The organism is Streptomyces sp. NPDC001194, from assembly GCF_042896985.1.
Lineage (GTDB): Bacteria > Actinomycetota > Actinomycetes > Streptomycetales > Streptomycetaceae > Streptomyces.
Genome location: NZ_JBIAXU010000014.1, coordinates 186582 through 212566, shown reverse-complemented (window position 1 = coordinate 212566; position 25985 = coordinate 186582). Strand labels below are relative to the sequence as shown.

Sequence of the window (25985 nt, the reverse complement as noted above, 5' to 3'; positions counted from 1 at the left end):
CTCCCTTCGGGAGCTGACCCTCCGCTTCGCTACGGGTTCTTGTGCGCTGCGCGCACAAGAGAGAACCGCCCTCGCTGCGCTCGGGCAACGGACCGTTTCACGGTCCTAGGGCCGGCCCTTCGGGCCGGTGTCCTGCGCTTCGCTCCGGACTGGTTCGGGGTTCCGTGTCACTCCGCTCCGAACGCCCTGCTTCGCAGGGCTGGATGACTTTGTTTCACGGAGTTCGGGTCACCGGCCCGTTGGGTGGGGCCGCTCCGCTCCTCCACTCAGGTCTTCCGGCTCTGCCTCCAGGACCCTTTTGCTCCGCGGGCATTGGCAGCACATAGGCCTAAGACCCTGACCGACAGCCCAAAGGTCTCGGGTGTGGCTCTCCTTCCCGGAGAGCCACACCCCGACCATCAACGCTGGTCGCTCTTTCCCTGGTCACTGTCCGGGGTGGCCCTCCTGCTGTAATTGACGATCGCCTGGAGACTGCGCCCCTCCGCCTTCGTCGCAGCCGCCTTAGGGGGCGTCTCGGCAATCTCCGTCGCCTTTTCGCTCTTCTTGCTCATAGCTACTCCCATCAGGGCCACAAGCCCACTTCTCATGCCCCACCCGCAACCTCGCCCCCTCCGTCAGAGAAGCCGCCAGGGCCTACCGGAGGCCGGCCGTCTCCCCTTCTTCCACGTTGAACCACCTCACCGGCCCACGCCACCCAGAACCGCACGACACGACCGGAGCCCCTCACCCGCCACCACCGGACGTCGCTTCGCTGTGCTCAGCGGGGCCAGTGCCGACTTTTCCGTTCAGACGGTTCGCTCCCGGCCTTTCAGGCTTTCCGGCTTCGCTTCCAGCGCCACAGTCCGCTTCGCGGGCGACTGGCAGCAGTTGAGGTGATCCGGTCCATCAGGCGGTGGGCGATATCGTGACCGTAGTGGTCGGCCAGGTCCACCGCGCTCATACGCCCCGGGGGTTGCGGTATCGGGTCGGCCCCGTAGGCCAGCAGAATCGCCGTGAGTCGGCTGTCGATCGGGGTCCCCGACTGAAGTGCCGAATCACCTTCCACGTCGATGGCGTGCTCCAGCAGAGTCATCCCCCGGCACACTTCGTTGACGTCTGCGCCTTCGTCGAGAAGGCGGGTCAACTCGGCATGGTCGCTGGACTCCACCGCCTGGTGCGCGGGCGTCCAAGGGTTCTCGACCATCCGATTCCTCTTCACTACCCCGCGAGACGTCGGTCGTGAGCTCGAACGGCGGAGCGGACAGGACCGGATTCGAACCGGCGTCAGACCTCCTTGAAGGGGGGCGCGTCGACCTCTGCGCTACCTGCCCCCGCCGCCATCAAGCACAAGCTACCCCACCCCTGCCAACCAGCCCGAAAGATTTTCAGCGGACCCGTATCATCCCGCCGACCTGCATTCCACTTTCAGTAAGAGGTGCCGGCTCGAAGCGTGTGCTGCTCGCCGGTTCGAATCCGCCAGGGGTGCAGGCCGAGTGCCACGGGTGGCTGGCCGAGGGGGAGTGGGGGTGCTTCATTTTTGGTAGTGGATTTAATCTGGGGTCATCGCGGGCCGTCAAAAATGGGGGCGCCTGGAGTGTCGAGAAGGCGTGGGTGGCTCCGTCCTTGGAGTGAAGGCGGCCAGAATGGGTCGCACCAGTACCGAGGAGAGACACCATGGCCAAGTACCTGCTGCTGAAGCACTACCGTGGCGCCCCGGCTCCGGTCAACGACGTGTCCATGGATCAGTGGACGCCCGAGGAGATCTCGGCGCACATGCAGTACATGCACGACTTCGCGGCGCGGCTCGAGGGGACCGGCGAGTTCGTCGACGGGCAGGCGCTCGCACCCGAGGGGACGTTCGTGCGGTACGACGGTGAGGGGCGCCCGCCGGTCACCGACGGGCCGTTCGCCGAGACCAAGGACCTGATCGCCGGGTGGATGGTGATCGACGTCGACAGCTACGAGCGCGCCGTCGAGCTGGCCGGGGAGCTGTCGGCCGCTCCCGGGGCGGGCGGGAAGCCGATCCACGAGTGGCTCGAGCTGCGCCCGTTCCTGGCTGCGCCGCCCACCATCACGGAGTGAGCCCGTCCATGGACGAGGCGCTGCTGCGGAGCCTCACACCGGGTGTCCTCGCAATCCTCGTCCGCCGCGGAGCAGACTTCGCGGCGGCCGAGGACGCGGTGCAGGACGCCCTGGTCGAGGCGGTCCGTGTCTGGCCGACCGACCCGCCGCGGGATGCGAAGGGCTGGCTCGTCACCGTGGCCTGGCGGCGGTTCCTCGACGCGACCCGGGCGGACGCCTCACGGCGCAGGCGTGAGGAGCGCGTCGAGGAGGAGCCGGGGCCCGGGCCCTCCCCCGCGGTGGACGACACGCTCCAGCTCTACTTCCTGTGCGCCCATCCCTCGCTGACGCCGTCGTCGGCGGTCGCGCTCACCCTGCGCGCCGTCGGCGGTCTCACCACCCGGCAGATCGCCCGGGCGTACCTGGTGCCCGAGGCGACCATGGCGCAGAGGATCAGCCGGGCGAAGCGGACGCTTTCGGGGGTGCGCTTCGATCAGCCCGGCGACGTCGCCACCGTGTTGCGCGTCCTCTACCTGGTCTTCAACGAGGGCTACTCCGGCGACGTGGACCTCGCCGCCGAGGCGATCCGGCTGACCCGGCAGCTCGCCGGCGCGATCGACCACCCCGAAGTGGCGGGGCTGCTCGCCCTCATGCTGCTCCACCATGCCCGGCGCGCCACCCGGACCGCCCCCGACGGCAGCCTCGTACCGCTGGCCGAGCAGGACCGCGGCCGGTGGGACACGGCGTCGATCGCCGAGGGCGTCCGCGTGCTGCAGGCGGCCCTCGCCCGCGACCGGTTGGGCGAGTTCCAGGCCCAGGCGGCCATCGCGGCGCTCCACGCCGACGCGCGCACCGCCGGGGAGACCGACTGGGTGCAGATCGTGGAGTGGTACGACGAGCTCGCGCGCCTGACGGAGAGCCCGGTCGTGCGCCTCAACCGCGCGGTCGCCATCGGCGAGGCGGACGGACCGCGCGCCGGCCTGGCGGCGCTCGCGGCGCTGGACGACTCACTGCCCCGCCACACCGCGGTGGCCGCGTACCTCCACGAGCGGGACGGCGACCTGACGACCGCGGCCCGGCTGTACGCCGAGGCGGCCCACAAGGCACCCAACCTCGCCGAGCGCGACCACCTGACGCGCCGGGCCGCCCGGCTCAACGCCGCCCGCGACGAAAGTCGCGACCCCGGTCATCGTTCGTAGGATGAAGGCCGGGTGCACGGGCTTCTAATGTTGTGCGCATGACCAGTGATACGGGGGACGGTGCCGGCGGACGCCGATGGCCGCGGGCTGCGATGGGGGTCGTGGCGGGACTGCTCGCCGCGGCGGGCGTCTGTGCGGTCTTCTGGTGGCTGGGGCTGAACCTGGGCGTCGGCGCGGCCTGGCTGTCCGGGAAGGCCGCGGTCAAGGCGGGCTTCTTCGTCGCCGCCGGTGGGCTCGCCGGTGTGAGCATGTGGTGGCAGGGGCGCCGTGCGTCGCGCACGGCGCCGCCCGAGGGGACGGACTGAGGCGTCCTCCATGGCGTCTTACGGGCGGCGGGCCAGCAAGTGGGCGTCGAGGAAGCCCCGTTCGGAGTCCGGGTCGTGGACCAGCCGGGCGAAGGGTACGAGACCGGCTTCGGCCAGCAGCTCCGCGAAACGGTCCACCGGCCAGCTGTAGGCGGGCGTCACCTTGTGGTCGAAGCGGACCGGATCCGACCGTCCGCCGGTCGCGAAGAACGAGACCAGGAGCAGGCCTCCGGGGGCCAGGACGCGTACCTGTTCGGCGAGCAGCGCGGGCAGTTCCGCCGGCGGAGTGTGGATCATCAAGTAGTGGGCCAGGACGCCGCCGAGCGCGCGGTCCTCGACCGGCAGGGCCTCCATCCGGGCCTCGTCGAACCGGATCGCCGGATGGGCCCGCCGGGCGTGGTCGACCATGGCCGGGGAGATGTCCAGCCCGAAGGCGTCCAGCTCCAGGTCGTGCAGCATGGCCGTCAGATGCCCGGGACCGCATCCGACATCGGCCGTCCTCGGGTTTCCCGTACCGCGCACCAGCTCGGCGAAGGTGCCGATCATGGCCCGCGCGAACGGCCGCGTCTCCAGCCGGTCGGCGAACAGCGACGCGTAGAGGTCGACGACGTCGTCGTAAGCCGCTCTGGTTTCCTCCTGGTGTTCCGCCACGGGGAGGAAGCTAGCATCCGGGGGACACGGCCTCGGCCGTGATCCGCGGGACGGGCACCGGCGAGCCGGGCCCGGTCGGGATCGGTCTGCGGAGTCGGGTCAGGGCCGGTAGGCGGTGCCGTGCGTGATCGAGTTGTGCACGGCGTTCGAGTTGTACGAACTCCGGTCGCTGCTCGCCTGCGCGGTGCGCGCCAGCTCTATCAGGAGGCCGTCCGCATTCTCCGTACGACGCCTGCCGCGGCGCAGCAGCGTCCGCACCAGCCATGCCGCCGCCACAGCCATCAAGCCCAGGAACACACCCAGCTCGACCACGCCACATCCCCCTTGTGAACGCCGACTTCGGACCTGGCCATGTCATCACCACAGCTTCCGTGTCCGCAAGGTCGTTTCGGGTCATTGGCGGGCGCGGCGGGTGGGGCGGGGGGTTTCCGCCGGGGTCTCCAGGGGGCCCTCGGCCAGGACGGTCAGAACGCGCAGCAGGGTTTCGCGGTCGGCGGGGGCGAGGGAGGCCAGGGCCTCGGCGTGGACCTCGTCGACGATCCGGCGGCTGGTGGCGGCGAGGGCCGCTCCCTGTTCGGTGACCGCGATGATGCGTGCCCGCCGGTCCTTGGCGGAGGGCCGCCGCTCGGCCAGGCCCGCCTTCTCCAGCGCGTCGACCGTGACGACCATCGTCGTCTTGTCCATGTCGCCGAGCTCGGCCAGTTGGATCTGGGTCCGCTCCTCCTCCAGCGCGTGGACGAGGACGCAGTGCATCCGGGCGGTGAGGCCGATCTCGCCCAGGGCCGCTGCCATGCGGGTGCGCAGCGCGTGGCTGGTGCGGTCCAGGAGGAAGGAGAGATCGGGCTGGGTTCGGGCGGGCGCCATCGCGGTCATGCGAGGAGTCTAACAATTCGATCCGTTGAATATCGTCTGCAACGAAACTATCTGTTACGGTTCCGATATTCCTTTGGGGCTGTGCCGATGGGAGAGACACCTGTGAATCGTGTTGCTGTTGCTGCGGAAGTTCCCGCACTCGTCGGGCCCGGGGGCCGGGGGTTGCGGTCGCGGTGGACCGCGCTCGGCGTGCTCGCCACCGGAATGCTGATGACGGTCCTCGACGGCAGCATCGTCACCGTGGCGATGCCCGCCATGCAGGACGACCTCGGCTTCACGCCCGCCGGGCTGAGCTGGGTCGTCAACGCGTACCTGATCGCCTTCGGCAGTCTGCTGCTGCTCGCCGGACGTCTCGGCGACCTGATCGGCCGCAAGCGGATGTTCCTGGCCGGGACCGCGGTGTTCACGGCCGCGTCGGTACTCGCCGGGTTCGCCGACTCCCCCGCTCAGCTCATGGCCACCCGGTTCCTCCAGGGCGCCGGAAGCGCGATGGCCTCGGCGGTCGGCCTCGGCATCCTGGTCACGCTGTTCACCGAGGCGCGCGAGCGCGCCAGGGCCATCGCCGTCTTCTCGTTCACCGGGGCGGCCGGCGCCTCGCTGGGCCAGGTGTTCGGCGGGATCCTCACCGACGGCCTCGACTGGCACTGGATCTTCTTCATCAACCTGCCCATCGGGCTCGCCGCCCTGCTGCTCGCCGTGCCCGCGCTCCCCGCCGACCGGGGGCTGGGGGTGCGCGCCGGTGCCGACGTACCAGGGGCGCTGCTGGTCACCGCGGGGCTGATGCTCGGCATCTACTCGGTGGTCGGGGTGGAGGAACACGGGTGGGCATCCCCGCACACCCTCGGCCTCGGGGGCGTCGCCGTGGCCCTGCTGGGCCTGTTCGTCCGGCGCCAGGGCCGTGGGCGCAACCCGCTGATCCCGATGCGGATCCTGCGCTCGCGGACCGTGGTCGGGGCCAATCTGGTCCAGATGCTGATGGTGGCCGCGCTGTTCTCGTTCCAGGTCCTGGTGGCGCTCTACCTGCAGCAGGTGCTGGGGTACGGGGCCGCCGCGACGGGTCTGGCGATGCTGCCGGCGGCCGTGGTGACCGGGGTGGTCTCCCTGGGCGCGTCGGCGCGGCTGATGGCCCGGTTCGGCGAACGGCGCGTTCTGGTGGCCGGTCTGGCCCTGCTCGTCCTCGCGCTCGCCCTGCTGACGCGGCTGCCGGTCCATGCCCGGTACGCCACCGACCTGCTGCCGGTGATGCTGCTCGCCGCGGGGTTCGGGCTGGCCACGCCGGCCCTCACCGCTCTGGCGATGTCCGGGGCCGGGAAGGAGGACGCGGGGCTCGCCTCGGGGCTGTTCAACACCACCCAGCAGATCGGGATGGCGCTCGGCGTGGCCGTCCTCTCCACCCTGGCCGCCTCCCGCACGCGAAGCCTGGCCGCCGCCGGCAGTGGCCCGGCCGAAGCCCTCACCGGCGGCTACCACGTGGCCTTCGCGACGGGTACGGGGCTGCTGCTCGGCGCGATCGCCCTGAGCGGGCTCCTGCTGCGCAGGGCGCGCAGCGCCTGACGGGGCGGTGCGGAGGGGCCGGGGGCCCGTACGGGTGGGCCCCGGCCCCTACGTCATCTGCGGGGCGGGGGACTGCACGGGGGCGGCGCAGGCGGCGTGGTCCGTGTGGTCCGTGTGGTGGCGTTCGAGGTGGAGAGCGAGGTCGGCGCGCTCGCGGCGGGCGGTGTCCGCCTCTTCGCGGACCCTGTCCAGGCGCTCCTCCAGGTGGGCGACGCGCTCGCGGTGGCGTTCGAGCTCGGCCCGCACGAACTCGGCGTCGGCCACCTGCTGCGCGGCTTCCTTGCGGATCCGCTCCGTCTCCTCCTCGAAGCCCTGCCTGGACTCGTCCAGTTCGGCGACGGCCTGTTCCGCGGCCTCCTCCGCCAGGGCGGTGCGCTGCTCGGCGGCGAGCGTCCGCTGGGCCGAGGCCCTGGTCACCGTCTCGATGCGCGATTCGGCGGCGGCCGAGTCGGTGATGATGGCCAGCTCTTCGATGTAGACCGGCAGGTCCGTGGCCAGCCGGGACATCAGGGTCAGGAGGTCCTCGCGGGTTCCGGATTCGTCCGGGACGGCTTCCGTCGTGTCCGTCGCGGCCCGGGGAGCGGCCGCCCCGGGGGCTGCGGGTGCGGGCGCCGGGGCCGCCTTGGCCGCCTTCCTGGCCTCGGCCGCCTGGCGCTTCTCCTCCTTGCGCTCCTGCCGCTTCGCGCGGAAGCGGCGGAAGGCGCCGAGTGCGTTGTGGTCCGGGTGGGCGCAGTAGCGGGGCGCCGGGGCGTCCGGGGTCGGCGCTTCGGCGTGGTTGCCGCAGTCCGGGTAAGCGCACACGGGAAGCGTCTCAACGGCCCCAACGGTCATTTTTCCGTCCTTCATGATCAGGAGATGTGCCGATCACGCTAGACGCGGGCACCGGCCGACGGGCTTCGCGGAGAGGCCTCGTAAGCAATCGGTAAGACACTCCCTAGGAAGTGGAGCTGCGGAAGGGGTGGCCGGAGGGGGCTTCGGTGAGCCAGGTGCCGTCGCCCAGGGGGGCGAATTCGTACGGGCTCCTCCTCACCTCGACGGCGAGCTCGCCTGCGACCGTGCCCGTGCGGACGTCGACGAGGTGGTGGCGGTACCACTCCTGCTGTGCGGCCTCGTCCTCGCCGCCCAGCGTGACGACCGCCGTGTCCGGGGTGAGGTAGCCGCCGGCCCATTCCACGAAGTCCGCCTCCGGGTCGTGCCCGAAGGCCTCGACGGGGAGGGTGAAGAGCACGTCGCCACTGGGGTGGTGGTGGAAGGCGACGTCGTTCTGCCCGTGGTCGACGGTCATGAACTGCCCGCCGCCCGGCGCGATGTCGACGAGGCAGCGGTCGACCCACGGGTACGTGGCGAATTCCGGCTCGGCGCCGGCGGCCGCGGCCGCCGCGCGGAAGATGACGGTGCCGTCCTGGCCCTCTCCGACGTCGAGGTACACGCTGCCGTCCGTCGGGTGCACGAGGTGGATGCCGCCGTGCCCCGACGTCTCCAGTTCGTGGCGGGCGAGGACGGCGCCGCTGTCCGCGTCGTACGCGACCCACTGGTCGGACTGCCCGCGGCCGGCCATGACGTCCGGGCGGTAGACCCAGACGGTACGGGCGTCCGGGGAGAGCACACAGCCGGGGCGGTGCCCGTACGGGGTGTCCGAGTGCGGCCCGAACGACGAGGTCCACGCCGCCTCGCCGGCGGGGGTGAGGCTCACGACCTCGTTCAGGGTGGTGTACACCGCCCCGCGGAGGTCGGGCCGGACGGCCGAGGAGACCACCTCGTCCCCGGCGCGCGGGCGGAACACGGCGGTGGGCGTCAGTTCGCCGAAGCCGGCGCAGGCCAGGTCGTAGGCGTGGATCCGCCCGTCGAGGTGGCGGGTGACGATCTGACGGGTGCGCGGCAACGGCATGCGGCGAGGATAGGCGCGGGCCCGGTCGATGTCCGCCGCGGGCCGGCGCCGTACCGGCGAGCAGCGCGGCCGGTGCGACCAACCCGGTGACCGCGGCCGCGAGGCGGGTCGGCCACGGGTTCGCGGTGCGGGTTCGGCAGCCGTCAATCCGGTCGACATCCGGATCGCGGCGGCGTTGGGTGGATGGCATGCCCGAACTGCGTACCGCACGTCTTCTGCTCCGCCGGTGGCGGGAGTCCGACCTCGAACCGTGGGCGGCGATGATGGCCGATCCCGAAGTCCGCGAGCACCTGGGGGAACTGCTGACGCGGGAGCAGAGCGACGCCGTGGTGGCGCGCATGCGCGCCGAGTTCGACCAGCAAGGTTTCGGGTGGTGGGCGCTGGAAAGCCGGGAGAGCGGCGAGTTCCTCGGCCGCGCCGGCCTGGACGTGGTGGACGAGGGCATGCCGTTCACGGGGGTGGACGTCGGGTGGCGGCTGGCGCGGGCGGCGTGGGGGCACGGTTATGCCACCGAGGCCGGTCGGGCCTGTCTGGCCTTCGGCTTCGAGACCCTCGGGCTGCCGGAGATCATCGCGACGACCACCCTCGCCAACGTGCGCTCGCAGGCCGTGATGAGCCGGATCGGCATGACGCGGGACCCTGCCGCCGACTTCGAGGACCCGAGCGTGCCCGAGGGGCCGCTGCGGCGTTGCGTGCTGTACCGGACCCCGCGTCCGGCGCCTGGGACGATCACCCCGTGACGCGTGACGACGACGGCCATCTCCTGGACAACGCGCAGGCAGAGGCCGGTGTCCGGTTCGATGGCCTCGGTGCGCTGTTCGATCCCACGGTGCCCGGCGGGTGGCTGGTCGAGGCGGGCCTCGCGGCCGACGAGGAGGTCGACCGGCATCTCGCGAGCGTCGAGTCGGGCCGCCTCGACCTCACCACTGCCCCGATGATCTCCGCGTGGGGGCGCCGGCCTGGTTGATCCAGCCGCCTTGGCGGGGCTTGTGGGCTGCCCGTTCGGCGGCCTCTTCGATCGGGGCGCCGTCGCCGTCGCCGTCGCCGTCGCCGTCGCCGCCGCCGTCGCCGCCGACGGCGTCGGCGAGGGCCGGGTCGATGCAGCGGCTGCCCGTGTGGACGCTGCGGATGATGGCGGCCAGCTCGTGGGCGGAGACCGCCTTGAGGACGAAGCCGCTGACCCCGTGGGTGAGGGCGCGCCGCACCCGGCCGGGTGGGGCATGACCGGTCACGATCACGGTCTTGCAGCTCGGGAGGGCCTCCGTCAGCCTCTCGACCACCTCCACCCCGTCCTTGCCGGGCATGTGGAGGTCGAGTACGGCGACGTCGGGCCTGCGGTGCAGTGCCATCTCGATCGCCTCGGGGCCGGTGGCCGCCTCGGCCACGATCTCCAGGTCCGACTCCAGGGAGAGCAGTGCGGCGAACGCGCCGCGGATGAGGGGTTCGTCGTCGGCCAGCAGGACGCGGATCATCGGCTGCTCCCTGTCGGTGGGTCGGCGGCCGGCGCGAGGGCGCCCGCGGCGAGTTCGGGTGCGGTCACGGGCCGTCTCGATCACATGCGGCTCGGCGACGGCGGTCATGACTCGATCTTTGCGTTCCGTTCACCGGCTCCGCAGTGAGCGGCCTCATGGGTTCGCATGACAGATGTCATGGACCGAGGCCGTGTCCGTCAGGCGCGCATCGAGGACCCGGCCGCGCGGACTCGGCCGGGCGGGGCGGATCTGCCGGTGGTTCGGCGTGGCCGGTGTGCCCGGTCCGGTGGGGCCCGGAACCTGGGGTGTGGCGCGGCGGTGCCCCCTCCCTCGGTACTCCCTCCCCCGACAGGTACTGAACGCCGGTGGGAACGCTTCGGTCCCTGTCCCTTCAGTCACTACCTGAACCTGCAGGTCAGGGGCTTGAGGCCGGTGGTCCAGGGACTGAAGGGACCCAACTTTCCAGTTATGAGCCAGATATGAACTACCAGGCTTCTTATATGCCTGCGCGCATACACGCACGCACGTAAAGAGCGGAAGTAGTGATTCTGAGTCCCTTCAGTCCCTGAGTCCTGGGCCTCAGGGCTTTGACCTGCACGTTTACCAAGGGACTGAAAAGAAAGGGACTGAACGAGGGTCCGAGTGGTTCAGTACCTGTTCCGGTAGGTGTCTCGGGAACTGCCCGCCGGAGCCCGCGGTCGGCATGCCTGTCCCGGGTCGTACTCGAGGATCGCTGGAGCCGACGGTCGGGGGTCGGCGGCCGGGCTGCGACACGCCCGGGGTGGCGGCCGATTCGAAGACGGAACTTTTCCGGACGAACCAGGGTAGAACTTCAGGGACTGAGGGACTGAAGGGACTGAATTCTCGATATAGCGGTGCCTGGAGCCCGAGCCCCCGCGGTCCCTGCGGTAATCTCCGCGATAGTGAATCTTCAGTCCCTCTGGTCCCTGAGGCGCAGGTCAGCCAGCCTGTACGTCAGGGACCGGGTCAAGAGGACACGAACAACCGTGCCCGACAGCCACCCCCGACACCGCGTCAAGGAAGAGCCAGTGCTGGTCCATCCCGAGAACCCGCGCCGCGGCGCGACCGGCGGGACGGCGCTGGACGTGGCGGCCTGGCTGGCCTCGCGCGGCTACCCGGTGCACCCCCTGGCCCCCGGGACCAAGACGCCCGCCGCGAACTGCCGGGAGTGCACCGGCCGTCACCACTCCCCCGAGGCGTGCCCCTGCCATGCGGAAGGCCGTTGGTGCCACGGTTTCCACGCGGCCACCACCGACCTGGACACCCTGCGCGAATGGTGGCGCAAGGAGCCCGAGTTCGGCATCGGCGTGGCCTGTGGCGCCGCCGGGCTCGTCGTCATCGACGTGGACGCCCACGCCGGCGGACTGCCCGACCGGCAGCGGCTGCTGCCCGGCATCCCCATCGACGACCGCGTCGACCTGACCGGACTGCAGAGCGGATTCGACACCTTGGCGCTGCTGGCCGCCCACCGGTCCCGGCCCGACCCCTGCGAGGACGCCTCGACCCTGAGGGTCCGCACTCCGTCCGGGGGGATGCACATCTGGTACCGGGCGCCCAAGGGAGGGCCGCGGCTGCGGTGTTCCAGCGGGTCGAGCTCCCGGGTCGCCCTCGCCTGGCAGGTCGACGTACGGGCCGAGGGGGGCTACATCGTGGCTCCGACGACGCGTACGGCCGCCGGGGTCTACGAGGCGCTGCCGGGGGCCCGGCTGCCCGCGCCCCTGCCGCTGTGGCTGACCGCCGAGCTCGTCCGTACGGGACACGCGGACTCCCCCGTGCCCGTCGAGCCCTCTCCCGGCCCTTCTCCCGCTCCCGCGGCCGTACGGGGCCTCCCCCTGCGCGGCGGCCGGCAGGAGGCCGGGAGACGGCTGCTGAGGGGCCTCCTGGAGGAGGTCGGCTCCTGCGGGGCGAGCCCGTCGGGAACGGCCTTCAGCGAGAAGCTCAACCGCGCGGCCTTCACGGCGGGCGGGCTCGTCGCGGGCGGCCATCTCGACGCGGCGGAGGGCCGCCTGCTCCTGCTCGAAGCGGCGGACCGGGCGCGCCCCCGCCAGTCGCGCCGCAACGTCCTCATCGTCGAGTCAGGGCTGCGCGCCGGAAGCGATCGGCCGATCCACCCCAAGGAACGCACATGAGCAGCGCCAAGAGCACGGGGTTCAACGCCCAGGCGGCGGCGGAACAGCTTGCCGCGTTCACGGCCGAGGTGACGGTGGATCAGGGCGTGACCGGTGAGCCCGCCGCCGCGCCCGCCGGATCGCCGGCGCCCACGGCGTCCGCCGCGTTCGCCGCCGCCGCGGCGCGCGGCAGGCGGCGCCTGCCCGCGCAGCAGAACGCGGCCCCCGTCCCCGCCGCCGGGGGCGGCGCCGACTTCATCCAGTCGGGCCTCCTGCACAACCTCAGCGACCGCGGCAACGCCAAGCTCTTCGCCCACCTCCACCACGACCGGTTCCGGCACGTCGAGGGGCTCGGCTGGTACGTCTGGGACGAGTACCGCTGGAAGCGCACCGGCGGCGAGAAGGCGGCGATCTGGGCCGCGGGCGACATGGCGGAGGAACTGCCCCTGCACGACCCGCGCGGCCACTTCACCGACCGGGAGCTGTCCCAGCACCGCAAGCGCGCGATGTCCACCTCGGGCGTCAAGGCCATGCTCACGCAGGCGAAGGCCTCCCCCGAACTGGCGCTGGACCCCGACACCCTGGACGGGGACAAGTACGCCCTGTGCACGCCGGCGGGCGTCGTGGACCTCCGTACGGGCGACCTGCACAAGCCCGACCCGACGCGGGACCTGCACTCGCGCGCCACGCACCTGGCGCCCGAGGCGATGCCCACGCCCCGGTTCCACCGCTTCCTCGACGAGACGTTCGGGGACGACGAGAAGGGACAGGAGATGATCAACTTCCTTCATCTCCTGCTCGGCTACTCCATCACCGGTGACGTCGGCGGGCAGGTCCTGCCCTTCCTCTACGGCGTCGGCGCGAACGGCAAGTCCGCGCTCCTCGACGTCGTCATCAAGATCCTCGGGGACTACGCGGACGTGGCGCCGCCCGGCTTCCTGATGGAGCGCGGCAAGTTCAACGAGCACTCCACCGAGCTGACCGAGCTGCACGGCCGGCGCCTGTTCGTCTGCAGCGAGCTGAAGCCGCACGACAAGTTCGACGAGGCCCGGGTCAAACTGCTGACCGGTGGTGACCGGCTCAAGGCCCGGCGGATGCGGCAGGACTTCTTCAGCTTCGAGCCCACCCACAAGCTCTGGCTGCTCGGCAACCACCGTCCCGAGGTGGGCACCGGCGGACATGCGTTCTGGCGCCGCATCCGGCTCATCCCGTTCGAGAAGGTCGTCCCCGACCACCGCAAGATCGACAATCTGGCGGAGACGCTCGTACAGGAGGAGGGCGCCGGCATCCTGCACTGGATGATCCAGGGCGCCAAGGCCTATCTCGCCGCCAAGCCGGCCCTGACGGGGCCGAGCGTCGTCCGCAGCGCCACGCAGGCGTACGCGACGACCGAGGACCACATCGGGCGGTTCCTCGGCGAGTGCTGCACCACGGGCGGGGCCGACCTGCCCGATCCCCGCGACCTCAAGGTCGAGCAGGGCGCCCTGTACCGGGCGTACAGTGCCTGGTGCCTCGACGGCGAGGGGCTGCGGCCCGCCACGACGCGCGCGTTCGCGACACGCATCCGCGCCGAGGTCGGCGTCGCCTCGCCCAACGAGATGCTCCGCTCGAACGGGCAGAAGTTCTACCCGGGACTGGCTCTCCTGGCCGATGAGGAGCAGACTCCGCGCGAGGCGAACAGGGCAACCACGACGTGATCGGACGAAGGGTGATGCCGCCCCGGGGTGGGCACACCTACGATGGACAAGGACGATGAACAGACCCACCACCCGGCAGCGGCCCGCAGGGCCCTGTTGCATACCGGCATCGGCGCCGCCGCCCGCGGCGTGGAGGGACCAGGGGCTCCACCGGGCCCACGTGATCGAGGAGGGACCCAGGCCATGAGCTCGCTACTGACATCAAGCGATCTCGCCCACGAGGACAAAGTGGTGTGGCTGGAGGACCCCGAAGAGCTCGACTACGTGCGCCAGGCCCTGGACAAAACGCCCCGCCGCCGGGGGAAGCCGCGTTACCACCGGGACGGGCGCATGATCGGCTTCACCGAGCTCGGCGACACCGCCGAGGCGGATCCGGACAGCGGTCTGCAGAAGCGGCGCGTCTTCTACCTGCTGCCGCACGACCGGGATGCCGAGCCGCACGGGCTGTACCGGGAGGGCGCGCCGGGCGAGGCGGTCGACCCGCGGACGATCGGGCCGCGGCAGGTGGGCAGGAAGACCGAGCGTTCCCAGCGAGGTCTCTCGGCGCCCACGGTCGCGTGACAGCGGTCGCCTTCCGCGTCTGATTTCGGTCGCTTTGTTCCGTCGTCCGGCTTCCGGACTCCTAGTCTCCGTTTCTTGTTCGTGATTCCGTTTTTCAGTCCCTTGAGTCCCTCCGGTCCCTGTTCGGTCCCTGTCCTGCCGCCCGTTCCGGGTCAGGACGGGGCGAGGACACAGAGTTCGTGGCCTTCCGGATCCGCCAGGCAGGTCCACGGGACGTCGCCCTGGCCGAGGTCGAGATCGGTCGCGCCGAGCACCCGCAGCCGGGCCGCCTCCGCCGCTTCGTCGTCGCCGGGATACGCCAGCAGGTCGAGACGGACGCGGTCCGGCACGGTCTTCACGTCCGGCGTGCGGATGAACTCGAGATAGGGGCCGACGCCCCGGGCCGAGCGCAGCACCGCCTGGTCGGGTGTCCCGGCGTGGGCGGTCCAGCCGAGTGCCGCCGCCCAGAACCGGCCGAGCGCCGGGGCGTCGAGGGCCTTGATGTTCACCTGGACGGGTCGAAGCGGCATGGCGTGCTCGGTCCCTTCAGACCCTGTGGGCGTCGGTCGGGTGCGTCCTCAGAACGCGAAGTCGACGTAGTCGATGTCGGTGAACTCCACCAGCAGGCCGCCGGCGCGGGCGCCGTTGTCCTTGAAGTAGACCTCCTGGAGGCCTTCCGCGGCGATGGCGCGCAGTTGGGCCTCGCCGGCGCCGGCCTCCTGGGCGGCGAAGAGACGGCCCGCGTACTCCGGGGGCAGGTGCTGGGTGATGCGGCGCATGCGGCCGTCGTCGGTGGTGCCGGGGGCGGCGGTGAAGCCGAAGCGGGCGCGGGTCTCGATGACCAGGCCGGTGGTCTGTGCGGCCTTCGTCCGGGCCCGCTTGCGCACCAGGGGCTGCCAGCGGCGGCGCACCTCGGACTCCAGGCGGGCGGCGAGGGCCGGCTTGGGCTGCCTGATCTGGTCCTTGACGTAGCGCTCGACGGTGCGCTGGGAGACGCCGAGCAGGCGGGCCGCCTCGCGGGTGGACTTGAGCTGTTTGACGAGGAACCGCATCCGGGCACCGGCCGACTGGGGGACGGGGCGGGTGAAGTGCTGCTCGTCGGCTCGGGTGAGGCTGTCGTCGATCTCGGGCATGTCCGGCTACTCTCCGTCGGCCGCGGCGTCGTGGCCCTTGATGTGGCGGGCGGGGTTGAGTCCCTGGTCGAGCATCTCGACGGCCCACAGGAGGGACTGGGTGCCCTCGTGCTTGACCATGCCGGGGCTGACGCCGAGGCGGAAGCCGCCGGGTAGCGGCTTGCCCTCGGGGGTGCGGGGGAGGAAGTCGAGGGGGCTCGGGCCGTCGGAGAGGTACACCGCGCAGTCGGAGAGGACGGCGACGGGGTGGAGCCCGGCGGCGGCGAGCTTGTTCATCTTGCGGTGCATGTTGACGCGGGCCGTGGAGATGACGGCGGCGCGGATGTCGGGGCGCCAGGTGGGGCGTTCGAGGGCGGGCCAGGGTTCGCCCGGGCGGTACGCGGCGCCCTGGGGGCGTTCGCGGAGCTTGCCGATGCCGCCCTTGACCGTGGACTTGATGGCCGAGAGGACCGGCTTCAGGACGGGGTCGGGGTGCTCCTGGAGCTCGGCCATCGCCGCGAGGAACTCGGGCTCGGGGAGCGCGGAGGTGACACCGAGGTCCGCCATGGTGGCCACGTACGCGTCGCGCAGGCGGGTGTACCAGGCGTCGAGGTACGGGCCGTGGTCCGGGCGGAGCCAGGCCTCGGTGGCGTGGACGGGGTGGCCGAGCTCCTGCGCGTAGGCGAGGGTCGGGGTCGCGTACCAGGCGGGGCCGGTGGGCGGGTGGCCGCCCGGGGTGAAGGGGCTGGGGAGGCGCGGGTCCAGTTCGAGGGAGGAGAGGTCCGCGAGCCAGCAGCCGGGGATCTTGGGGTCGAAGCGGGGGGCCCGGCTGTGGACGGCGGGGCCGATGCCGACGGGGAGGCGGTTGGCCGCCGCGGCGAAGGCCATGTTCACGTCGATGCCGACGGCGTGGGTGCGGGTGCATTCGGCGTCGGTGAGCAGCTGGGGGTCGCGGATCCAGTCGTACGCCTCTTCGTCGAGGACCTGGTCCGGGGTTCGCTGGTGGGCGCGGGGGTACAGGGCGGCGACGACCGGGTGCTCGTCGGGGGCCTCGGGCGGGGCCGGGTCGACGGCTCGGGTGAGGGAGCCGGCGACGGGTGCGGACTCCCAGGTGTTGGTCTCGGGGTTGCGGGCCGCGCGGGTGGGCGGGCGCAGGGCCGTCATGAGTTCGAGGCCGGAGACGGCGGTGGAGCCGCGGGGGGTGAGGACGCGGGAGGCGTACGTGGTGAGCAGCGCGGCCAGTTCCGGAGCGGGGAGCTCGGCGGTGTGCTCGCCCCAGGCGCGGGCGTCGAGGGCGCCCCAGGGGAGGACCGCGAGCTGGACGCACTGGCGGCCGGTGGTGGGGGTGGCGGGGCGGTAGATGCGGGGCCAGGGACCGAAGCCGCGTCGGGTGAGCTGCCACTTGGCCTTGGCGAGGAGCTTGAGGGTGGGGTGGTTGTCGGGGAGGCGGAGGGTGCGGCGGTCCTCGAGGGCGGGGGGCAGGCCGAGCGCCTCGGCCGCGGCGGGGGTGAGGACGAGGAGGGGGTCGCCGTCCTTGCCGTTGCGGTGGAGGCGGGGGGAGCGGAGATCGGCGTCGGGGCCGAGGGCCCAGGCGACGAGGGTGGGGAGGTCGGTGCGGGCCTTGGGAGGGAGGGGGAGGAGGAGGCCGTGGGCGGCGTGGGCCTTGTCGGTGCCGTCGAGGACGACGAGGGGACCGTTGCCTTCCAGGGGGGTGGAGGTGTGTCCTTGCGGGGCCGTTCCCCTGCCCGCCGCTTCCCGCGACCGGGGCTGTGCCCCGGACCCCGGGTGGGTGCGGGGCGCGGCGCCTGCGGCGTGCGCGGGGGTCGGGGCGTTAACGGCGTTAACGGTCTGGGCTTCCGCGGGGGTGGGGGGTGCGGTCTGCGGTGCGGCTGCCGGTTCCGGTGCGGGAGCGTTAACGGCGTTAACGGTGGGGGCCGGGGCCGGGGGCTGCGCCGTGACCGCTTGTTCCGGGGCCGGGGTGTTGACGGCGTTAACGCCGTCAACGGCATCAACGGTCGGCTCGGGGGCCGGGGCGGCGAGGGGGTGGAGGGTGGAGAGGCCCTCCAGGAGGCGGGCGTAGGCGGCGCGCTTGGGGGCGCGGGGGGCCGTACGGCCGGTCTCCCAGGACGTGACCGTTTCGCGGCGGACGGAGAGGGCCTTGGCGATCTGGTCCTGGCTCAGGCCCGCGGCTTCGCGCAGGCGCTTGCGCTCGTCCGGGTGGGGGAGCGGGTCCTGGGCGGCTTCCTCGAGCAGCGCGTCGACCGCTGCGAAGAGGCTCTCTTGTTCGTCGGGCATCGGTACTTACCTCCGTGTGCAGCCTAGGTGAACCGCACGGCTGAACGCACATGAAGCGCACGTGGGGGCGCTGACAGCGTCAAAGCGTTAACGGCGTTAACGCCCCCGGCGTGGGTGCTCCCCGGATGCCCGGCTCAGAGCCGTTGCATCAGGAGCTCGGTGACGGCCTTGAGGTCGTCCGGGGTGAGGTGGGCCGTGAGGCCGTCCGCGATCGTTTCCGGGGAGTCCGTGGCGATCGTGATCCGGGGCGCGGCGGGTACCGCGGCCGGAGCGTTAACGGCGTTAACGGTCGGAGGGGCCGGGGCGGGAGCCGGGGCCGGGGTCGGGGTCGGGGTCGGAGCGTTAACGGCGTTAACGGCGTTAACGGCGTCAACGGTCGGCGGGGGAGTGTGGGTGCGCTGGCGCGGCGGGTTGGGGGAGCTCAGGGTCTCGTCCGCCGCCTCCTCCTGCTGCTCCTGGGGGAGCCGTCCGATCCTGCGGGCCGGTTCGACCTTGAGCTCCCCGGTGTCGACCTTCTCCTGGAGGGCCGGGGTCAGGTTCAGGAGGGTCAGGCGCTGGGAGACCCAGGCCGGCGTCTTGCCCAGCCGCTTGGCGACCTGGGCCTGGGAGCCGTGGACGTCGACGAGCTCCTGGAGCGCACGCGCCTGGTCCATGGGGGCCACGTCCACGCGGTGGACGTTGGCGATCAGCGCCGACTCCAGGATGTCCGCCGCGGAGGCGGACAGGGCGTCGTTCACATGGATGTGCATGGTCTTCAGGCCGGCGAGCTGGGCCGCCGCGAGACGGCGGTTGCCGTCGATGACCACGTACGGGGCACGGCCCAGGCCGTCGGTCTGGCCCGGGTGGGCTTCCATGAACGCCATGCGGGTGGCGACGGCCAGGGGCTGGAGCTGGCCGCGGGAGATGAGGGACTGGGCCAGCTCGTCGAGCTCGGTGAGGTCCTCCCGGAGGTTGAACGGGTTGTGGGCGAGCGCCTCGATGGGCACCTCGGACGGCGCGACCATGCCGGAGGTGGGGGCTCCGGTCGCCTCCGCGATCGCCGCGCGGCGGGGGCTGACACCGACGGGCTGGGCCCGGGCGAAGGATGCCGAGACTCCGAGTTTGTCGGCCTTGCTCATGAGATCTCCCTGGCGAGGGCGCGCAGCGCGATGGCCTGGTCGCCCTTGGGTGAGTAGACGAACAGCGGCTGCTTCACGCGGACGGCTTCGCGCTGTTCCTTGAGGTCGGGCACGATCGCCACGACCCGCGGATCCTTTATGTCCATCCAGGCCTGCAGCGAGGAGGTCGCGATGTAGCCGCGGCGGCCGTCGTAGAGGTTGACGACGAGACCGAGGTAGTCGATGTCGAGGCTGAGATCGTCGCGCAGGTCGTTGATCTGGGAGGTGAGGAGGTCGTACGCGTCGGCCGACGAGTCCTCCGCCTGTACGACGATCAGCGCGCCGGAGGCGCCCGGCTGCTCGGTGTCGCGGCGGCGCCCGTAGTAGATGGCGGCGTCCATGCTGAGGCCGAGGCTGGGCGGGCAGTCGATGAGGATGACGTCGTACTCGGACTCGACGGGGGCCAGCGCGCGTTCGAGGGCGGCCTCGCGGGCGCGGACGGTGGAGAGGCGGACGTCGAGGAGGAAGGCGTCCGTGCAGGCGGGCAGGAGGTGGAGGCGGTTGCCGAAGCGCTGGTCCGGGACGGGGACGATCAGGTCGGCGAGGGGGCCCTTGGCTTCGCCGGCCATGTGGCAGGTGAGGCTGTCGCCGCCGATGGGCAGTGGCTGCTGGCCGAGCTGCTTGGTGAGGTGGCCCTGGGGGTCGAAGTCGACCAGCAGGACGCGCATGCCGAGGCCGGGGAGGTCTTCGAGGTCGAGGGGGGTGCTCTCGGGGGGCTGGTGCCCGCTCGCCCTGCCGTACTCGCCGTCTTCGGTCGCCGAGTGGCGGGCCAGCTGGCGGGCGATGCGGACCGGGTGGAGGCTGTCGGGGTCCTCGGCGAGGGCCTCTGCCGTGCCGGCGGTGATGGCGGTCTTGCCGACGCCGCCCTTCTGGTTGCACACGACGATGCGGCGCACGACGGAGGGACGCCTGACCGTGGGCGCGGGGTTCATCTCCAGCCAGAGGCGTACGGCTTGGGCGAGGCCCTGGATGAGGGAGACGCCGCGGTCCTTGGAGGCGGCGCGGAAGGACTCCCACTGGCCGGAGGGCAGCCAGGTGGAGAACGATTCGGCGCCCGAGGTGTCGACGGGGGAGGGGGCGGAGGCGAGGCCGCTCCAGTGGGCGATTCCCTGGTGGACGGCGTCCTGGATGTCCACCCGCAGTTGCGCGGTGCGGATTTTCAACTCCTGGCGGAGCCACGGGGGGAGCTTGGAGACGACCTTCTCTCGGTCGCTCTGAGTCGAGGGCGAAGTCATGAGAGGGACTTTACTAACGTTCGCGGGCCCATGTGCGCGCCACGCTTGAGTTTTGCTAACGAAATGGCCCCTCATTGCGTGTGAGGGGCGGAGTTACGGGCTCCGGGTACGCGACAGGGCGGCCTCGCACACGCCGTAGCGAGCACCCCCGTGGTTCACCACGGCGTGTGCGAGGCCGCCCTGGACACGCCGTCAGCCGACCGGCACCGCCGGGGAGTCCGGGATCGTGGTCAGCCCGAGCTCGGCCCGGCACTCGGGCGAGCCGGCCGGGTCGAAGAGGGGGAGGCGGCCCGCGGGGACGATGCCCGGGAGGAGGAAATTCCAGAGGTCGATGATGCGGGTGTGCAGGTCCTCGCGGCCGGTCCGCACGTGTGAGGTGACCTGGATGCCGGTGAACGCGCCGACGAGGAGCGCCGAGAGGTCGTACACGTCGAGCCTCTGGAAGACGTCGCCCCGGTCCTGGGCCGGCTTCAGGCAGCCGAAGGCGGTGTCGATCCAGGTGTTGTACGGGGTGGGGTCGGGGTTGGTGAAGGAGCCGAACTCGATGACGAGGCGGATGGCCGCGCGGATGCGGACGTTGGAGCGCAGTCCGTACGCCATCTGGTGGGTCAGGTCGATGACGGTCTGGAGGCCGGGGTCCTCGATGGCGGGGACGCCTTCGGAGACCTGGAACTGCTCGTCCATCAGGGTGCGGGCGAGGGCTTCCTTGGACTGGAAGTGGAAGTACAGGGCGCCCTTGGTGACTCCGGCGTGCTTGACCACGTCGCTGAGGCTGGCGGCGCCGAAGCCGAAGCGGTCGAAGGCGATGGCTGCGCCGTCGAGGATTGCCTGCCGGGTGATCTCGGCACGTTCCTGCCGGGCCCTTGCCATGTGGGGGTCTCCTGGTGCGCTGCCGCTTGCCACTGCTGAAGCTCGTACAAGGTTCAATCTAGTGGCGAGACCCCAAAGAAAACCAGTCGACAAGTACTTTTCAGTGAAGGCGACTGACGGTTCGTCGGAGCCGGCGGGCGTTAACGCCGTTAACGCCGTCAACGCGGTTAACGCCGCCAACGGTCGGACCCCCGGAAGTGTGGGGCGCTTCGTTGCCGGGGCGGGGGGATCGGCGGAAGCCTGTGGTGGTGGGAGCGTCACGTGATCCGCTCGAAGCCGTGCTGGTGGCCGTACCCGTCGTCGTCCTCACGTGCGGCGTGGCCGCCGCCGTGATGCGCAGGCTCGGGCAGACGGCCGTGGTCGGGGAGATCCTGGTGGGGATCCTGCTCGGTCCCTCGTTGCTCGGGTGGCTCTGGCCGGCGGGGAGCCGGTGGCTGCTGCCGCAGGAGGTCCTTCCGTCCTTGGGGGTACTGGGGAACCTGGGGCTGCTGGTCTTCATGTTCCTGGTGGGGCTGGAGCTCGACCCCGGATTGCTGCGGGGGCGCGGGCGGGCCGTGGTGGTGGTGAGCCAGGCGAGTGTGTGGATCCCGCTGGGGCTCGGAGGTCTGCTGGCGCTGGCGATGTACGGCCCCCTCGCGCCGGAGGGCGTCGGGCGGGCCGAGTTCGTGTTGTTCGTGGCCGTCGCGATGAGCGTGACCGCCTTCCCGGTGCTGGCACGGATCCTGAAGGACCAGGGGCTGTACAGGACTCCGGTGGGCGCGCTGGCGATGGCGTGCGCGGCGGTGGCCGACGTGGTGGCGTGGTGCCTGCTGGGGTTGGTCGTGGCCATCGCGCAGCCGCCGGGGGGCGGGGGAGGGGGTGCCTGGGGGACCGTCGGCATGGGGGTGCTGGCCGGGCTCTTCCCGGCGGGGATGTGGTGGGGCGTACGGCCGTTGCTGGCATGGGGGGCGAAGAGGTGGGCGCCGGATCCGGAGTCCGGCGCCGGTGCGGTGGTCTTGTTGTGCAGCGGGCTCTTCCTGGCGGCGTACGCGACGAACGCGATGGGGGTGCACGCGCTGTTCGGGGCGTTCGTGTTCGGGGCGGTCGTGCCGAGGACCGCGGTGGTCGACGCCGCGGCGGAGCGGATGCGGGCGTTCGCGGTGCCGGTGCTGCTGCCGCTGTTCTTCGTCGGGAGCGGGCTGAAGACGGACGTGGGGCTGCTGGGGGGCGGCACGGTGTGGCTGTGGGCGGTGGCGGTGCTGGCGGTCGCGGTCGCCGGGAAGTGGGGCGGCGGGGCGGGGGCCGCGCTGCTGGCGGGGCAGCCGGCGCGGGACGCGGTGACGCTGGGGGCGCTGATGAACTGCCGCGGGGTGACGGAGCTCGTGGTGCTGAACGTGGGGCTCGGGCTCGGGGTGATCGGGGCGGAGCTGTTCACGGCGCTGGTGCTGATGGCCCTGGTGACGACCGCGGTGACCGGGCCGGTGGTACGGGCCTTGCGGGCGGGGGCGGGGGAGCCGGATGCCGAGGCTGCCGGGGTCGGCGTGCGGCGTTGACGCCGTTAACGCCGTTAACGCCGTTAACGGTCCCGCCGCCCCGGGCCCTCGGCCGGGGTTCGGCGTTAACGCCGTTAATGATCCACACGGACGAGCCTCCCGGCGTCGACGGAGTCGACGGTGCTGACGGCGTTAACGCCGTTAACGGTCCGGGATGTGAAACGGGGGGCGCGGGACGCCGTACGGCTGTGATCATCGGGTGATGATCGACGAGCAGCGGACCCGGCCCGTACTGACGGGCGATGAGCGCGCCACCCTGACCAGCGTCCTCCAGTGGCAGCGGGACACCCTGATGATGAAGTGCGCGGGGCTGACCGACGAGCAGTTGCGGTGCAGGGCGGTCGCGCCGTCCGGGCTGAGTCTGATCGGGCTGGTGCGCCACCTGGCGGAGGTCGAGCGCGGGTGGTTCCGCAACGTCCTGAACGGCGAGGACGTACGCGGCTGCTTCCCGAGGAACGCGGCGGGGGAGTGGACGGAGTTCCACGTCGAGGACGCGGACCCGGCGGAGGCGTTCAGGATCTGGGAGGACGCGTGTGCGCGCTCCCGGGCGATCGTGGACGCCGCCGAGTCGCTCGACGTGACGGGGCACGACGGCGGTCAGGCGTACTCGCTGCACTACATCCTGGCCCACATGATCGAGGAGTACGCCCGCCACAACGGGCACGCGGATCTGCTGCGCGAGGCGATCGACGGGGCGACGGGGGAGTAGCCGCCGCCTGCTTCACGGGGTGTGCGGGGTGGTCGCGGCGTCCAGGGCGGTGAGGGCCGCCGGCCAGGGGAAGTGGGGCGGGGCGTCGGGGCCGGCCGGGCCCGGGACGAAGCCGCCCTCGCCGTAGAGGACGGAGACGCCGGCGCCGCGCAGGGTGGCCAGGGACTGGTCGAACTGCGGGTGGGCGGCGAGGGCGGCGTTCGTGCAGGGCATGGTGACGACCGGGGTGCCCTTGCCGATCGCTTCGGCGGCGACGCCGACGGCGAAGCGGTCGGTGAGGCCGAGGGCCCAGGCGTTGAGGGAGTTGAAGGTCGCCGGCGCGAAGAGCACGGCGTCGGCGGCGGGCCATACGTCCGGCTCGCCGGGGAGTTTGTACTGCCATCGCACGGGGTGCCCGGTCAGGGCCGCCAGGCCGTCGAGGCTTCCGGCGACCCAGTGCGCGGCGGTGGGCGTGAGGCCGAGGCAGACGTCCCAGCCGCGGGACTGGGCGTCCTCGATCACGTGGGCCACGTCGAAGACGGGCGGGGCGGCGGAGCAGAGCAGGTAGAGAGTCCTCGTGGGGGTCATACCGACATGTGATCACATCGCTTGATCTCGACCCTAGTTGAGGGACCCGGATCATCCGGTTTGGCCAAAGGGCCCCCGTTTCCGGCCGGCTTGGCGAGGAAATCGGTCAGGAGGGCGTGGAGGGCCTCGGGATTGTGGAGGTGGACGTCGTGCGGGGCTCCGGGTATGGAGACCGCCGTAGTGTCGGGGCCCGGCGGGGTGAGCATGCGCTGTGATTCCTCCGGCGGGATGATCCCGTTCTCTCCGATCACGAGCAGTACCGGACAGGTGATCCGCTCCCATTCGGGCCACCAGGCACGGGTGGTGTTCTCGGTGATGGCGGCGACCATGACGTCCCGCTCGAAGCGCGGGCACCAGCCGTCCGGGCGCTTCTCCAGCCCCGCCGCCCAAGCCTCGCTGCCCAGGAACTCCCGGGCCGCGTCCAGCGAGGGGAACGGGACCGGCCAGGAGTCGAGCACGGCGCCGATCTCGTCCGGGGTCGCGGGGTCGGCGGCGGCCGCGCCCGCTTCGATCAGGACCAGGGCACGGACGAGGTCCGGGTGGGCGGCCGCGGTCAGCATCGCCGTGTGACCACCGAGGGACTGGCCGATGAGGACGGGCCGGTCGAGGCCCAGTTGGCTCGTCACGGCGAGGACGTCGGCGACGTGGGCCGCGCGCGAGACGTCGCCGGGGCGGCGCTCGCTCGAGCCGTGGCCGCGCTGGTCCACCGCGACCACGCGGTGGTGCGGGGCGAGACGCTCCGCGGCCGCGTCCCACTCGCCGGCGTGGCCGGCCAGTCCGTGGAGGAGGACGACGGGGACCCCGGTGCCGCCCCAGTCGCGGCAGGAGAGGCGGACGTCGTCCCGAGGCGAGGTGACGATGCGTTCGGTCCAGGTCATCGGGACATCATCCAAGATTCCTGCGGGGGCGGCGATGAGTTTCGGGGCGGGGCCGGGTCTACCCTTCGAGCGATCACGACAACCGGGACGACAGGAGAACCGCAGAGATGAGCGAGCCGGTGAAGGGCCCCGCCAGTTACTTCCCTTCGATCGAGAAGAAGTACGGACGTCCCGTCGCGGAGTGGAAGGAGCTGATCCGGTCCTCGCCGCTGAGCAAGCACATGGAGCTCGTCTCCTGGCTCAAGGCCGAGCACGGGATCGGGCACGGCCACGCCAACGCCCTCGTCGCGCACACCCTCGGCGAGGACGCCGGACGGGCCTGAGCGCCGCGTGGACGCTTGCGTATGGAGTTGAGCTTTTCGGCGATGTCGCGTCTCGCCGGGGCGGGCTTGACTTGAGGCATGACACAGACACAGGCACAGGCACAGACGACGGACGACGACCACCCGCTCACCCTCGTCATCGGCGGGAACGGCAAGACCGGGCGGCGCGTGGCGCAGAAGCTGCGCGGGCGGGGGCGTGCCGTGCGGATCGGGTCCCGTACGGGGGCTCCCGCCTTCGACTGGAACGCGCCCGGGACCTGGGGGCCGGCGCTGGAGGGCGTCGACCGGGTGTACGTGACCTACTACCCGGACCTCGGGTTCCCCGGGGCCGCCGAGCAGGTCGGCGCGTTCTCGGAGGCGGCAGTGGCCGCCGGGGCGCGGCGGCTGGTGCTGCTGTCCGGGCGGGGCGAGGAGGCCGCCCGGCGCGGGGAGGAGAGCCTGAAGGCGTCCGGGGCCGACTGGACGGTCGTCAGGGCCAGCTGGTTCAACCAGAACTTCGACGAGGACTTCTTCCTGGAGCCCGTACGTTCAGGGGAGATCGCCCTGCCGACCGCGGACGCCGTCGAGGCCTTCGTCGACACCGACGACATCGCCGACGTGGTGGTGGCCGCGCTGACCGACGACCTGCACATCGGCCGGACGTACGAGCTGTCCGGGCCGCGGCTGATGAGCTTCGCCGACGTCGCCGCCGAGCTGTCGAAGGCGACGGGGCGCGAGATCACGTACGCGCCCGTCTCGGACGAGGAGTACCGGGCCGCGCTCCGCGAGAACGGCCTGCCCGAGGAGTTCGCCGAGCTGTTCGCGCAGATCCTCGACGGACGCAACGCGCATCTGGTGCACGGGGTGGAGGAAGTCCTCGGGCGCCGGCCCAAGGACTTCGCCGACTTCGCCCGCGAGGCGGCGGCCACCGGTGTCTGGGAGGTTTGAGTTCCTGACGCGGGGCCGGGGAGAGGATGGGG

General features: G+C 71.8%; 28 protein-coding genes and 1 pseudogene. 13 read left to right on the top strand and 16 right to left on the bottom strand.

From position 1 onward, the window contains the following. Positions 1 to 398 precede the first annotated feature (398 nt). Both ACFY1T_RS25520 and ACFY1T_RS25515 read right to left on the bottom strand, forming a co-directional pair. A complete protein-coding gene (locus tag ACFY1T_RS25520) occupies positions 399 to 551 on the bottom strand; it encodes a hypothetical protein (protein WP_390790230.1) in 153 nt (50 codons plus the stop codon). A 257-nt stretch (positions 552 to 808) separates the two neighbouring features. Continuing rightward, complete coding sequence (locus tag ACFY1T_RS25515; protein ID WP_390790229.1) at positions 809 to 1183, bottom strand: ankyrin repeat domain-containing protein; 375 nt, start codon at positions 1181 to 1183, stop codon at positions 809 to 811. A 470-nt stretch (positions 1184 to 1653) separates the two neighbouring features. On the opposite strand from ACFY1T_RS25515, the gene ACFY1T_RS25510 reads away from it, so the two are divergent. The 3 genes from ACFY1T_RS25510 to ACFY1T_RS25500 all read left to right on the top strand — a co-directional run bounded on the left by ACFY1T_RS25510 (position 1654) and on the right by ACFY1T_RS25500 (position 3544). Beyond that, positions 1654 to 2061 (top strand): YciI family protein, encoded by a 408-nt coding sequence (locus ACFY1T_RS25510; protein ID WP_390790228.1) that lies wholly within the window; start codon positions 1654 to 1656, stop codon positions 2059 to 2061. Between the two features lie 8 nt (positions 2062 to 2069). Further along, the gene (locus tag ACFY1T_RS25505) at positions 2070 to 3239 is read left to right on the top strand and encodes an RNA polymerase sigma factor (protein ID WP_390790238.1); all 1170 of its coding nucleotides are present in this window, start codon (positions 2070 to 2072) and stop codon (positions 3237 to 3239) included. 101 nt (positions 3240 to 3340) lie between these two features. Further along, complete coding sequence (locus ACFY1T_RS25500) at positions 3341 to 3544, top strand: hypothetical protein (protein ID WP_390790227.1); 204 nt, start codon at positions 3341 to 3343, stop codon at positions 3542 to 3544. Positions 3545 to 3562: 18 nt separating this feature from the next. Here ACFY1T_RS25500 and ACFY1T_RS25495 read toward each other — a convergent pair whose 3' ends face one another. From ACFY1T_RS25495 to ACFY1T_RS25485, 3 genes are all read right to left on the bottom strand, one after another. Continuing rightward, positions 3563 to 4195 (bottom strand): class I SAM-dependent methyltransferase, encoded by a 633-nt coding sequence (locus tag ACFY1T_RS25495; RefSeq protein WP_390790226.1) that lies wholly within the window; start codon positions 4193 to 4195, stop codon positions 3563 to 3565. 99 nt (positions 4196 to 4294) lie between these two features. Continuing rightward, the gene (locus tag ACFY1T_RS25490) at positions 4295 to 4507 is read right to left on the bottom strand and encodes a hypothetical protein (RefSeq protein ID WP_390790225.1); all 213 of its coding nucleotides are present in this window, start codon (positions 4505 to 4507) and stop codon (positions 4295 to 4297) included. Between the two features lie 81 nt (positions 4508 to 4588). Then, entirely contained in the window at positions 4589 to 5068 is a 480-nt protein-coding gene (locus ACFY1T_RS25485; protein ID WP_390790224.1) for a MarR family winged helix-turn-helix transcriptional regulator, read from the bottom strand. Positions 5069 to 5272: 204 nt separating this feature from the next. Between ACFY1T_RS25485 and ACFY1T_RS25480 the strand changes: the two genes are divergently transcribed. Beyond that, a complete protein-coding gene (locus tag ACFY1T_RS25480) occupies positions 5273 to 6622 on the top strand; it encodes an MFS transporter (protein ID WP_390790237.1) in 1350 nt (449 codons plus the stop codon). Positions 6623 to 6670: 48 nt separating this feature from the next. Here ACFY1T_RS25480 and ACFY1T_RS25475 read toward each other — a convergent pair whose 3' ends face one another. Together ACFY1T_RS25475 and ACFY1T_RS25470 are read right to left on the bottom strand one after the other, a co-directional pair. After that, positions 6671 to 7453 carry a hypothetical protein gene (locus ACFY1T_RS25475; RefSeq protein ID WP_390790223.1) on the bottom strand — a complete coding sequence of 261 codons (783 nt, stop codon included), beginning with the start codon at positions 7451 to 7453 and terminating at the stop codon, positions 6671 to 6673. A 103-nt stretch (positions 7454 to 7556) separates the two neighbouring features. Beyond that, positions 7557 to 8510, bottom strand: a complete 954-nt coding sequence (locus ACFY1T_RS25470; RefSeq protein WP_390790222.1) for a hypothetical protein — start codon at positions 8508 to 8510, stop codon at positions 7557 to 7559. Between the two features lie 188 nt (positions 8511 to 8698). Here ACFY1T_RS25470 and ACFY1T_RS25465 point away from each other — a divergent pair, with 188 nt between their 5' ends. Both ACFY1T_RS25465 and ACFY1T_RS25460 read left to right on the top strand, forming a co-directional pair. Continuing rightward, complete coding sequence (locus ACFY1T_RS25465; protein ID WP_390790221.1) at positions 8699 to 9250, top strand: GNAT family N-acetyltransferase; 552 nt, start codon at positions 8699 to 8701, stop codon at positions 9248 to 9250. A gap of 98 nt (positions 9251 to 9348) precedes the next feature. After that, positions 9349 to 9477 (top strand): annotated as a pseudogene (locus ACFY1T_RS25460) (SAM-dependent methyltransferase); the annotation flags it as partial. Here the strand turns inward: ACFY1T_RS25460 and ACFY1T_RS25455 are convergent. Beyond that, positions 9431 to 9982 (bottom strand): response regulator, encoded by a 552-nt coding sequence (locus tag ACFY1T_RS25455; protein WP_390790220.1) that lies wholly within the window; start codon positions 9980 to 9982, stop codon positions 9431 to 9433. The pseudogene ACFY1T_RS25460 and the gene ACFY1T_RS25455 overlap by 47 nt on opposite strands. 1049 nt (positions 9983 to 11031) lie before the next feature. Between ACFY1T_RS25455 and ACFY1T_RS25450 the strand changes: the two genes are divergently transcribed. From ACFY1T_RS25450 to ACFY1T_RS25440, 3 genes are all read left to right on the top strand, one after another. Continuing rightward, entirely contained in the window at positions 11032 to 12132 is a 1101-nt protein-coding gene (locus tag ACFY1T_RS25450; protein WP_390790219.1) for a bifunctional DNA primase/polymerase, read from the top strand. Further along, positions 12129 to 13808, top strand: coding sequence for a phage/plasmid primase, P4 family (locus ACFY1T_RS25445; RefSeq protein WP_390790218.1), 1680 nt, complete (start codon positions 12129 to 12131; stop codon positions 13806 to 13808). Before ACFY1T_RS25450 ends, ACFY1T_RS25445 begins: the two co-directional genes overlap by 4 nt. A 183-nt stretch (positions 13809 to 13991) precedes the next feature. Next, entirely contained in the window at positions 13992 to 14369 is a 378-nt protein-coding gene (locus ACFY1T_RS25440; protein WP_030872546.1) for a DUF6009 family protein, read from the top strand. Positions 14370 to 14521: 152 nt separating this feature from the next. Here ACFY1T_RS25440 and ACFY1T_RS25435 read toward each other — a convergent pair whose 3' ends face one another. The 6 genes from ACFY1T_RS25435 to ACFY1T_RS25410 all read right to left on the bottom strand — a co-directional run bounded on the left by ACFY1T_RS25435 (position 14522) and on the right by ACFY1T_RS25410 (position 21017). Beyond that, entirely contained in the window at positions 14522 to 14878 is a 357-nt protein-coding gene (locus ACFY1T_RS25435; protein ID WP_390790217.1) for a VOC family protein, read from the bottom strand. A gap of 48 nt (positions 14879 to 14926) precedes the next feature. Then, entirely contained in the window at positions 14927 to 15481 is a 555-nt protein-coding gene (gene tpg / locus ACFY1T_RS25430) for a telomere-protecting terminal protein Tpg (RefSeq protein ID WP_390790216.1), read from the bottom strand. A gap of 6 nt (positions 15482 to 15487) precedes the next feature. Beyond that, positions 15488 to 17755: a telomere-associated protein Tap gene (gene tap / locus ACFY1T_RS25425; RefSeq protein WP_390790215.1), complete on the bottom strand. Its 2268-nt coding sequence runs from the start codon at positions 17753 to 17755 to the stop codon at positions 15488 to 15490. Positions 17756 to 17889: 134 nt separating this feature from the next. After that, positions 17890 to 18873 carry a ParB/RepB/Spo0J family partition protein gene (locus tag ACFY1T_RS25420; protein ID WP_390790214.1) on the bottom strand — a complete coding sequence of 328 codons (984 nt, stop codon included), beginning with the start codon at positions 18871 to 18873 and terminating at the stop codon, positions 17890 to 17892. Beyond that, the gene (locus ACFY1T_RS25415) at positions 18870 to 20147 is read right to left on the bottom strand and encodes a ParA family protein (RefSeq protein ID WP_390790213.1); all 1278 of its coding nucleotides are present in this window, start codon (positions 20145 to 20147) and stop codon (positions 18870 to 18872) included. Before ACFY1T_RS25415 ends, ACFY1T_RS25420 begins: the two co-directional genes overlap by 4 nt. Before the next feature lie 192 nt (positions 20148 to 20339). Beyond that, complete coding sequence (locus ACFY1T_RS25410) at positions 20340 to 21017, bottom strand: ScbR family autoregulator-binding transcription factor (RefSeq protein ID WP_390790212.1); 678 nt, start codon at positions 21015 to 21017, stop codon at positions 20340 to 20342. Between the two features lie 248 nt (positions 21018 to 21265). Between ACFY1T_RS25410 and ACFY1T_RS25405 the strand changes: the two genes are divergently transcribed. Then, positions 21266 to 22549, top strand: a complete 1284-nt coding sequence (locus ACFY1T_RS25405; protein ID WP_390790211.1) for a cation:proton antiporter — start codon at positions 21266 to 21268, stop codon at positions 22547 to 22549. Positions 22550 to 22751: 202 nt separating this feature from the next. Continuing rightward, positions 22752 to 23258, top strand: coding sequence for a DinB family protein (locus ACFY1T_RS25400; RefSeq protein ID WP_390790210.1), 507 nt, complete (start codon positions 22752 to 22754; stop codon positions 23256 to 23258). A 12-nt stretch (positions 23259 to 23270) separates the two neighbouring features. On the opposite strand, the gene ACFY1T_RS25395 is transcribed toward ACFY1T_RS25400, so the two are convergent. After that, a complete protein-coding gene (locus tag ACFY1T_RS25395) occupies positions 23271 to 23825 on the bottom strand; it encodes a flavoprotein (RefSeq protein ID WP_390790209.1) in 555 nt (184 codons plus the stop codon). Further along, on the bottom strand, positions 23822 to 24703 hold the full coding sequence (locus ACFY1T_RS25390) for an alpha/beta fold hydrolase (RefSeq protein ID WP_390790208.1): 882 nt from the start codon (positions 24701 to 24703) through the stop codon (positions 23822 to 23824). The genes ACFY1T_RS25395 and ACFY1T_RS25390 overlap by 4 nt, the downstream gene beginning before the upstream one ends. 107 nt (positions 24704 to 24810) lie before the next feature. Between ACFY1T_RS25390 and ACFY1T_RS25385 the strand changes: the two genes are divergently transcribed. Both ACFY1T_RS25385 and ACFY1T_RS25380 read left to right on the top strand, forming a co-directional pair. Next, positions 24811 to 25026, top strand: coding sequence for a DUF4287 domain-containing protein (locus ACFY1T_RS25385; protein ID WP_030872579.1), 216 nt, complete (start codon positions 24811 to 24813; stop codon positions 25024 to 25026). A 78-nt stretch (positions 25027 to 25104) separates the two neighbouring features. Beyond that, complete coding sequence (locus ACFY1T_RS25380; RefSeq protein WP_390790207.1) at positions 25105 to 25953, top strand: NAD(P)H-binding protein; 849 nt, start codon at positions 25105 to 25107, stop codon at positions 25951 to 25953. The last annotated feature ends 32 nt before the right edge of the window (positions 25954 to 25985 follow it).

Bases quoted from the DNA above. Each gene is read 5' to 3' on its own strand.
- ACFY1T_RS25520 (WP_390790230.1), bottom strand. From the start codon at position 551: ATGAGCAAGAAGAGCGAAAAGGCGACGGAGATTGCCGAGACGCCCCCT.
- ACFY1T_RS25515 (WP_390790229.1), bottom strand. From the start codon at position 1,183: ATGGTCGAGAACCCTTGGACGCCCGCGCACCAGGCGGTGGAGTCCAGC.
- ACFY1T_RS25510 (WP_390790228.1), top strand. From the start codon at position 1,654: ATGGCCAAGTACCTGCTGCTGAAGCACTACCGTGGCGCCCCGGCTCCG.
- ACFY1T_RS25505 (WP_390790238.1), top strand. From the start codon at position 2,070: ATGGACGAGGCGCTGCTGCGGAGCCTCACACCGGGTGTCCTCGCAATC.
- ACFY1T_RS25485 (WP_390790224.1), bottom strand. From the start codon at position 5,068: ATGACCGCGATGGCGCCCGCCCGAACCCAGCCCGATCTCTCCTTCCTC.
- ACFY1T_RS25480 (WP_390790237.1), top strand. From the start codon at position 5,273: ATGCTGATGACGGTCCTCGACGGCAGCATCGTCACCGTGGCGATGCCC.
- ACFY1T_RS25475 (WP_390790223.1), bottom strand. From the start codon at position 7,453: ATGACCGTTGGGGCCGTTGAGACGCTTCCCGTGTGCGCTTACCCGGAC.
- ACFY1T_RS25470 (WP_390790222.1), bottom strand. From the start codon at position 8,510: ATGCCGTTGCCGCGCACCCGTCAGATCGTCACCCGCCACCTCGACGGG.
- ACFY1T_RS25465 (WP_390790221.1), top strand. From the start codon at position 8,699: ATGCCCGAACTGCGTACCGCACGTCTTCTGCTCCGCCGGTGGCGGGAG.
- ACFY1T_RS25455 (WP_390790220.1), bottom strand. From the start codon at position 9,982: ATGATCCGCGTCCTGCTGGCCGACGACGAACCCCTCATCCGCGGCGCG.
- ACFY1T_RS25445 (WP_390790218.1), top strand. From the start codon at position 12,129: ATGAGCAGCGCCAAGAGCACGGGGTTCAACGCCCAGGCGGCGGCGGAA.
- ACFY1T_RS25440 (WP_030872546.1), top strand. From the start codon at position 13,992: ATGAGCTCGCTACTGACATCAAGCGATCTCGCCCACGAGGACAAAGTG.
- ACFY1T_RS25435 (WP_390790217.1), bottom strand. From the start codon at position 14,878: ATGCCGCTTCGACCCGTCCAGGTGAACATCAAGGCCCTCGACGCCCCG.
- tpg (WP_390790216.1), bottom strand. From the start codon at position 15,481: ATGCCCGAGATCGACGACAGCCTCACCCGAGCCGACGAGCAGCACTTC.
- tap (WP_390790215.1), bottom strand. From the start codon at position 17,755: ATGCCCGACGAACAAGAGAGCCTCTTCGCAGCGGTCGACGCGCTGCTC.
- ACFY1T_RS25420 (WP_390790214.1), bottom strand. From the start codon at position 18,873: ATGAGCAAGGCCGACAAACTCGGAGTCTCGGCATCCTTCGCCCGGGCC.
- ACFY1T_RS25415 (WP_390790213.1), bottom strand. From the start codon at position 20,147: ATGACTTCGCCCTCGACTCAGAGCGACCGAGAGAAGGTCGTCTCCAAG.
- ACFY1T_RS25410 (WP_390790212.1), bottom strand. From the start codon at position 21,017: ATGGCAAGGGCCCGGCAGGAACGTGCCGAGATCACCCGGCAGGCAATC.
- ACFY1T_RS25400 (WP_390790210.1), top strand. From the start codon at position 22,752: ATGATCGACGAGCAGCGGACCCGGCCCGTACTGACGGGCGATGAGCGC.
- ACFY1T_RS25395 (WP_390790209.1), bottom strand. From the start codon at position 23,825: ATGACCCCCACGAGGACTCTCTACCTGCTCTGCTCCGCCGCCCCGCCC.
- ACFY1T_RS25390 (WP_390790208.1), bottom strand. From the start codon at position 24,703: ATGACCTGGACCGAACGCATCGTCACCTCGCCTCGGGACGACGTCCGC.
- ACFY1T_RS25385 (WP_030872579.1), top strand. From the start codon at position 24,811: ATGAGCGAGCCGGTGAAGGGCCCCGCCAGTTACTTCCCTTCGATCGAG.
- ACFY1T_RS25380 (WP_390790207.1), top strand. From the start codon at position 25,105: ATGACACAGACACAGGCACAGGCACAGACGACGGACGACGACCACCCG.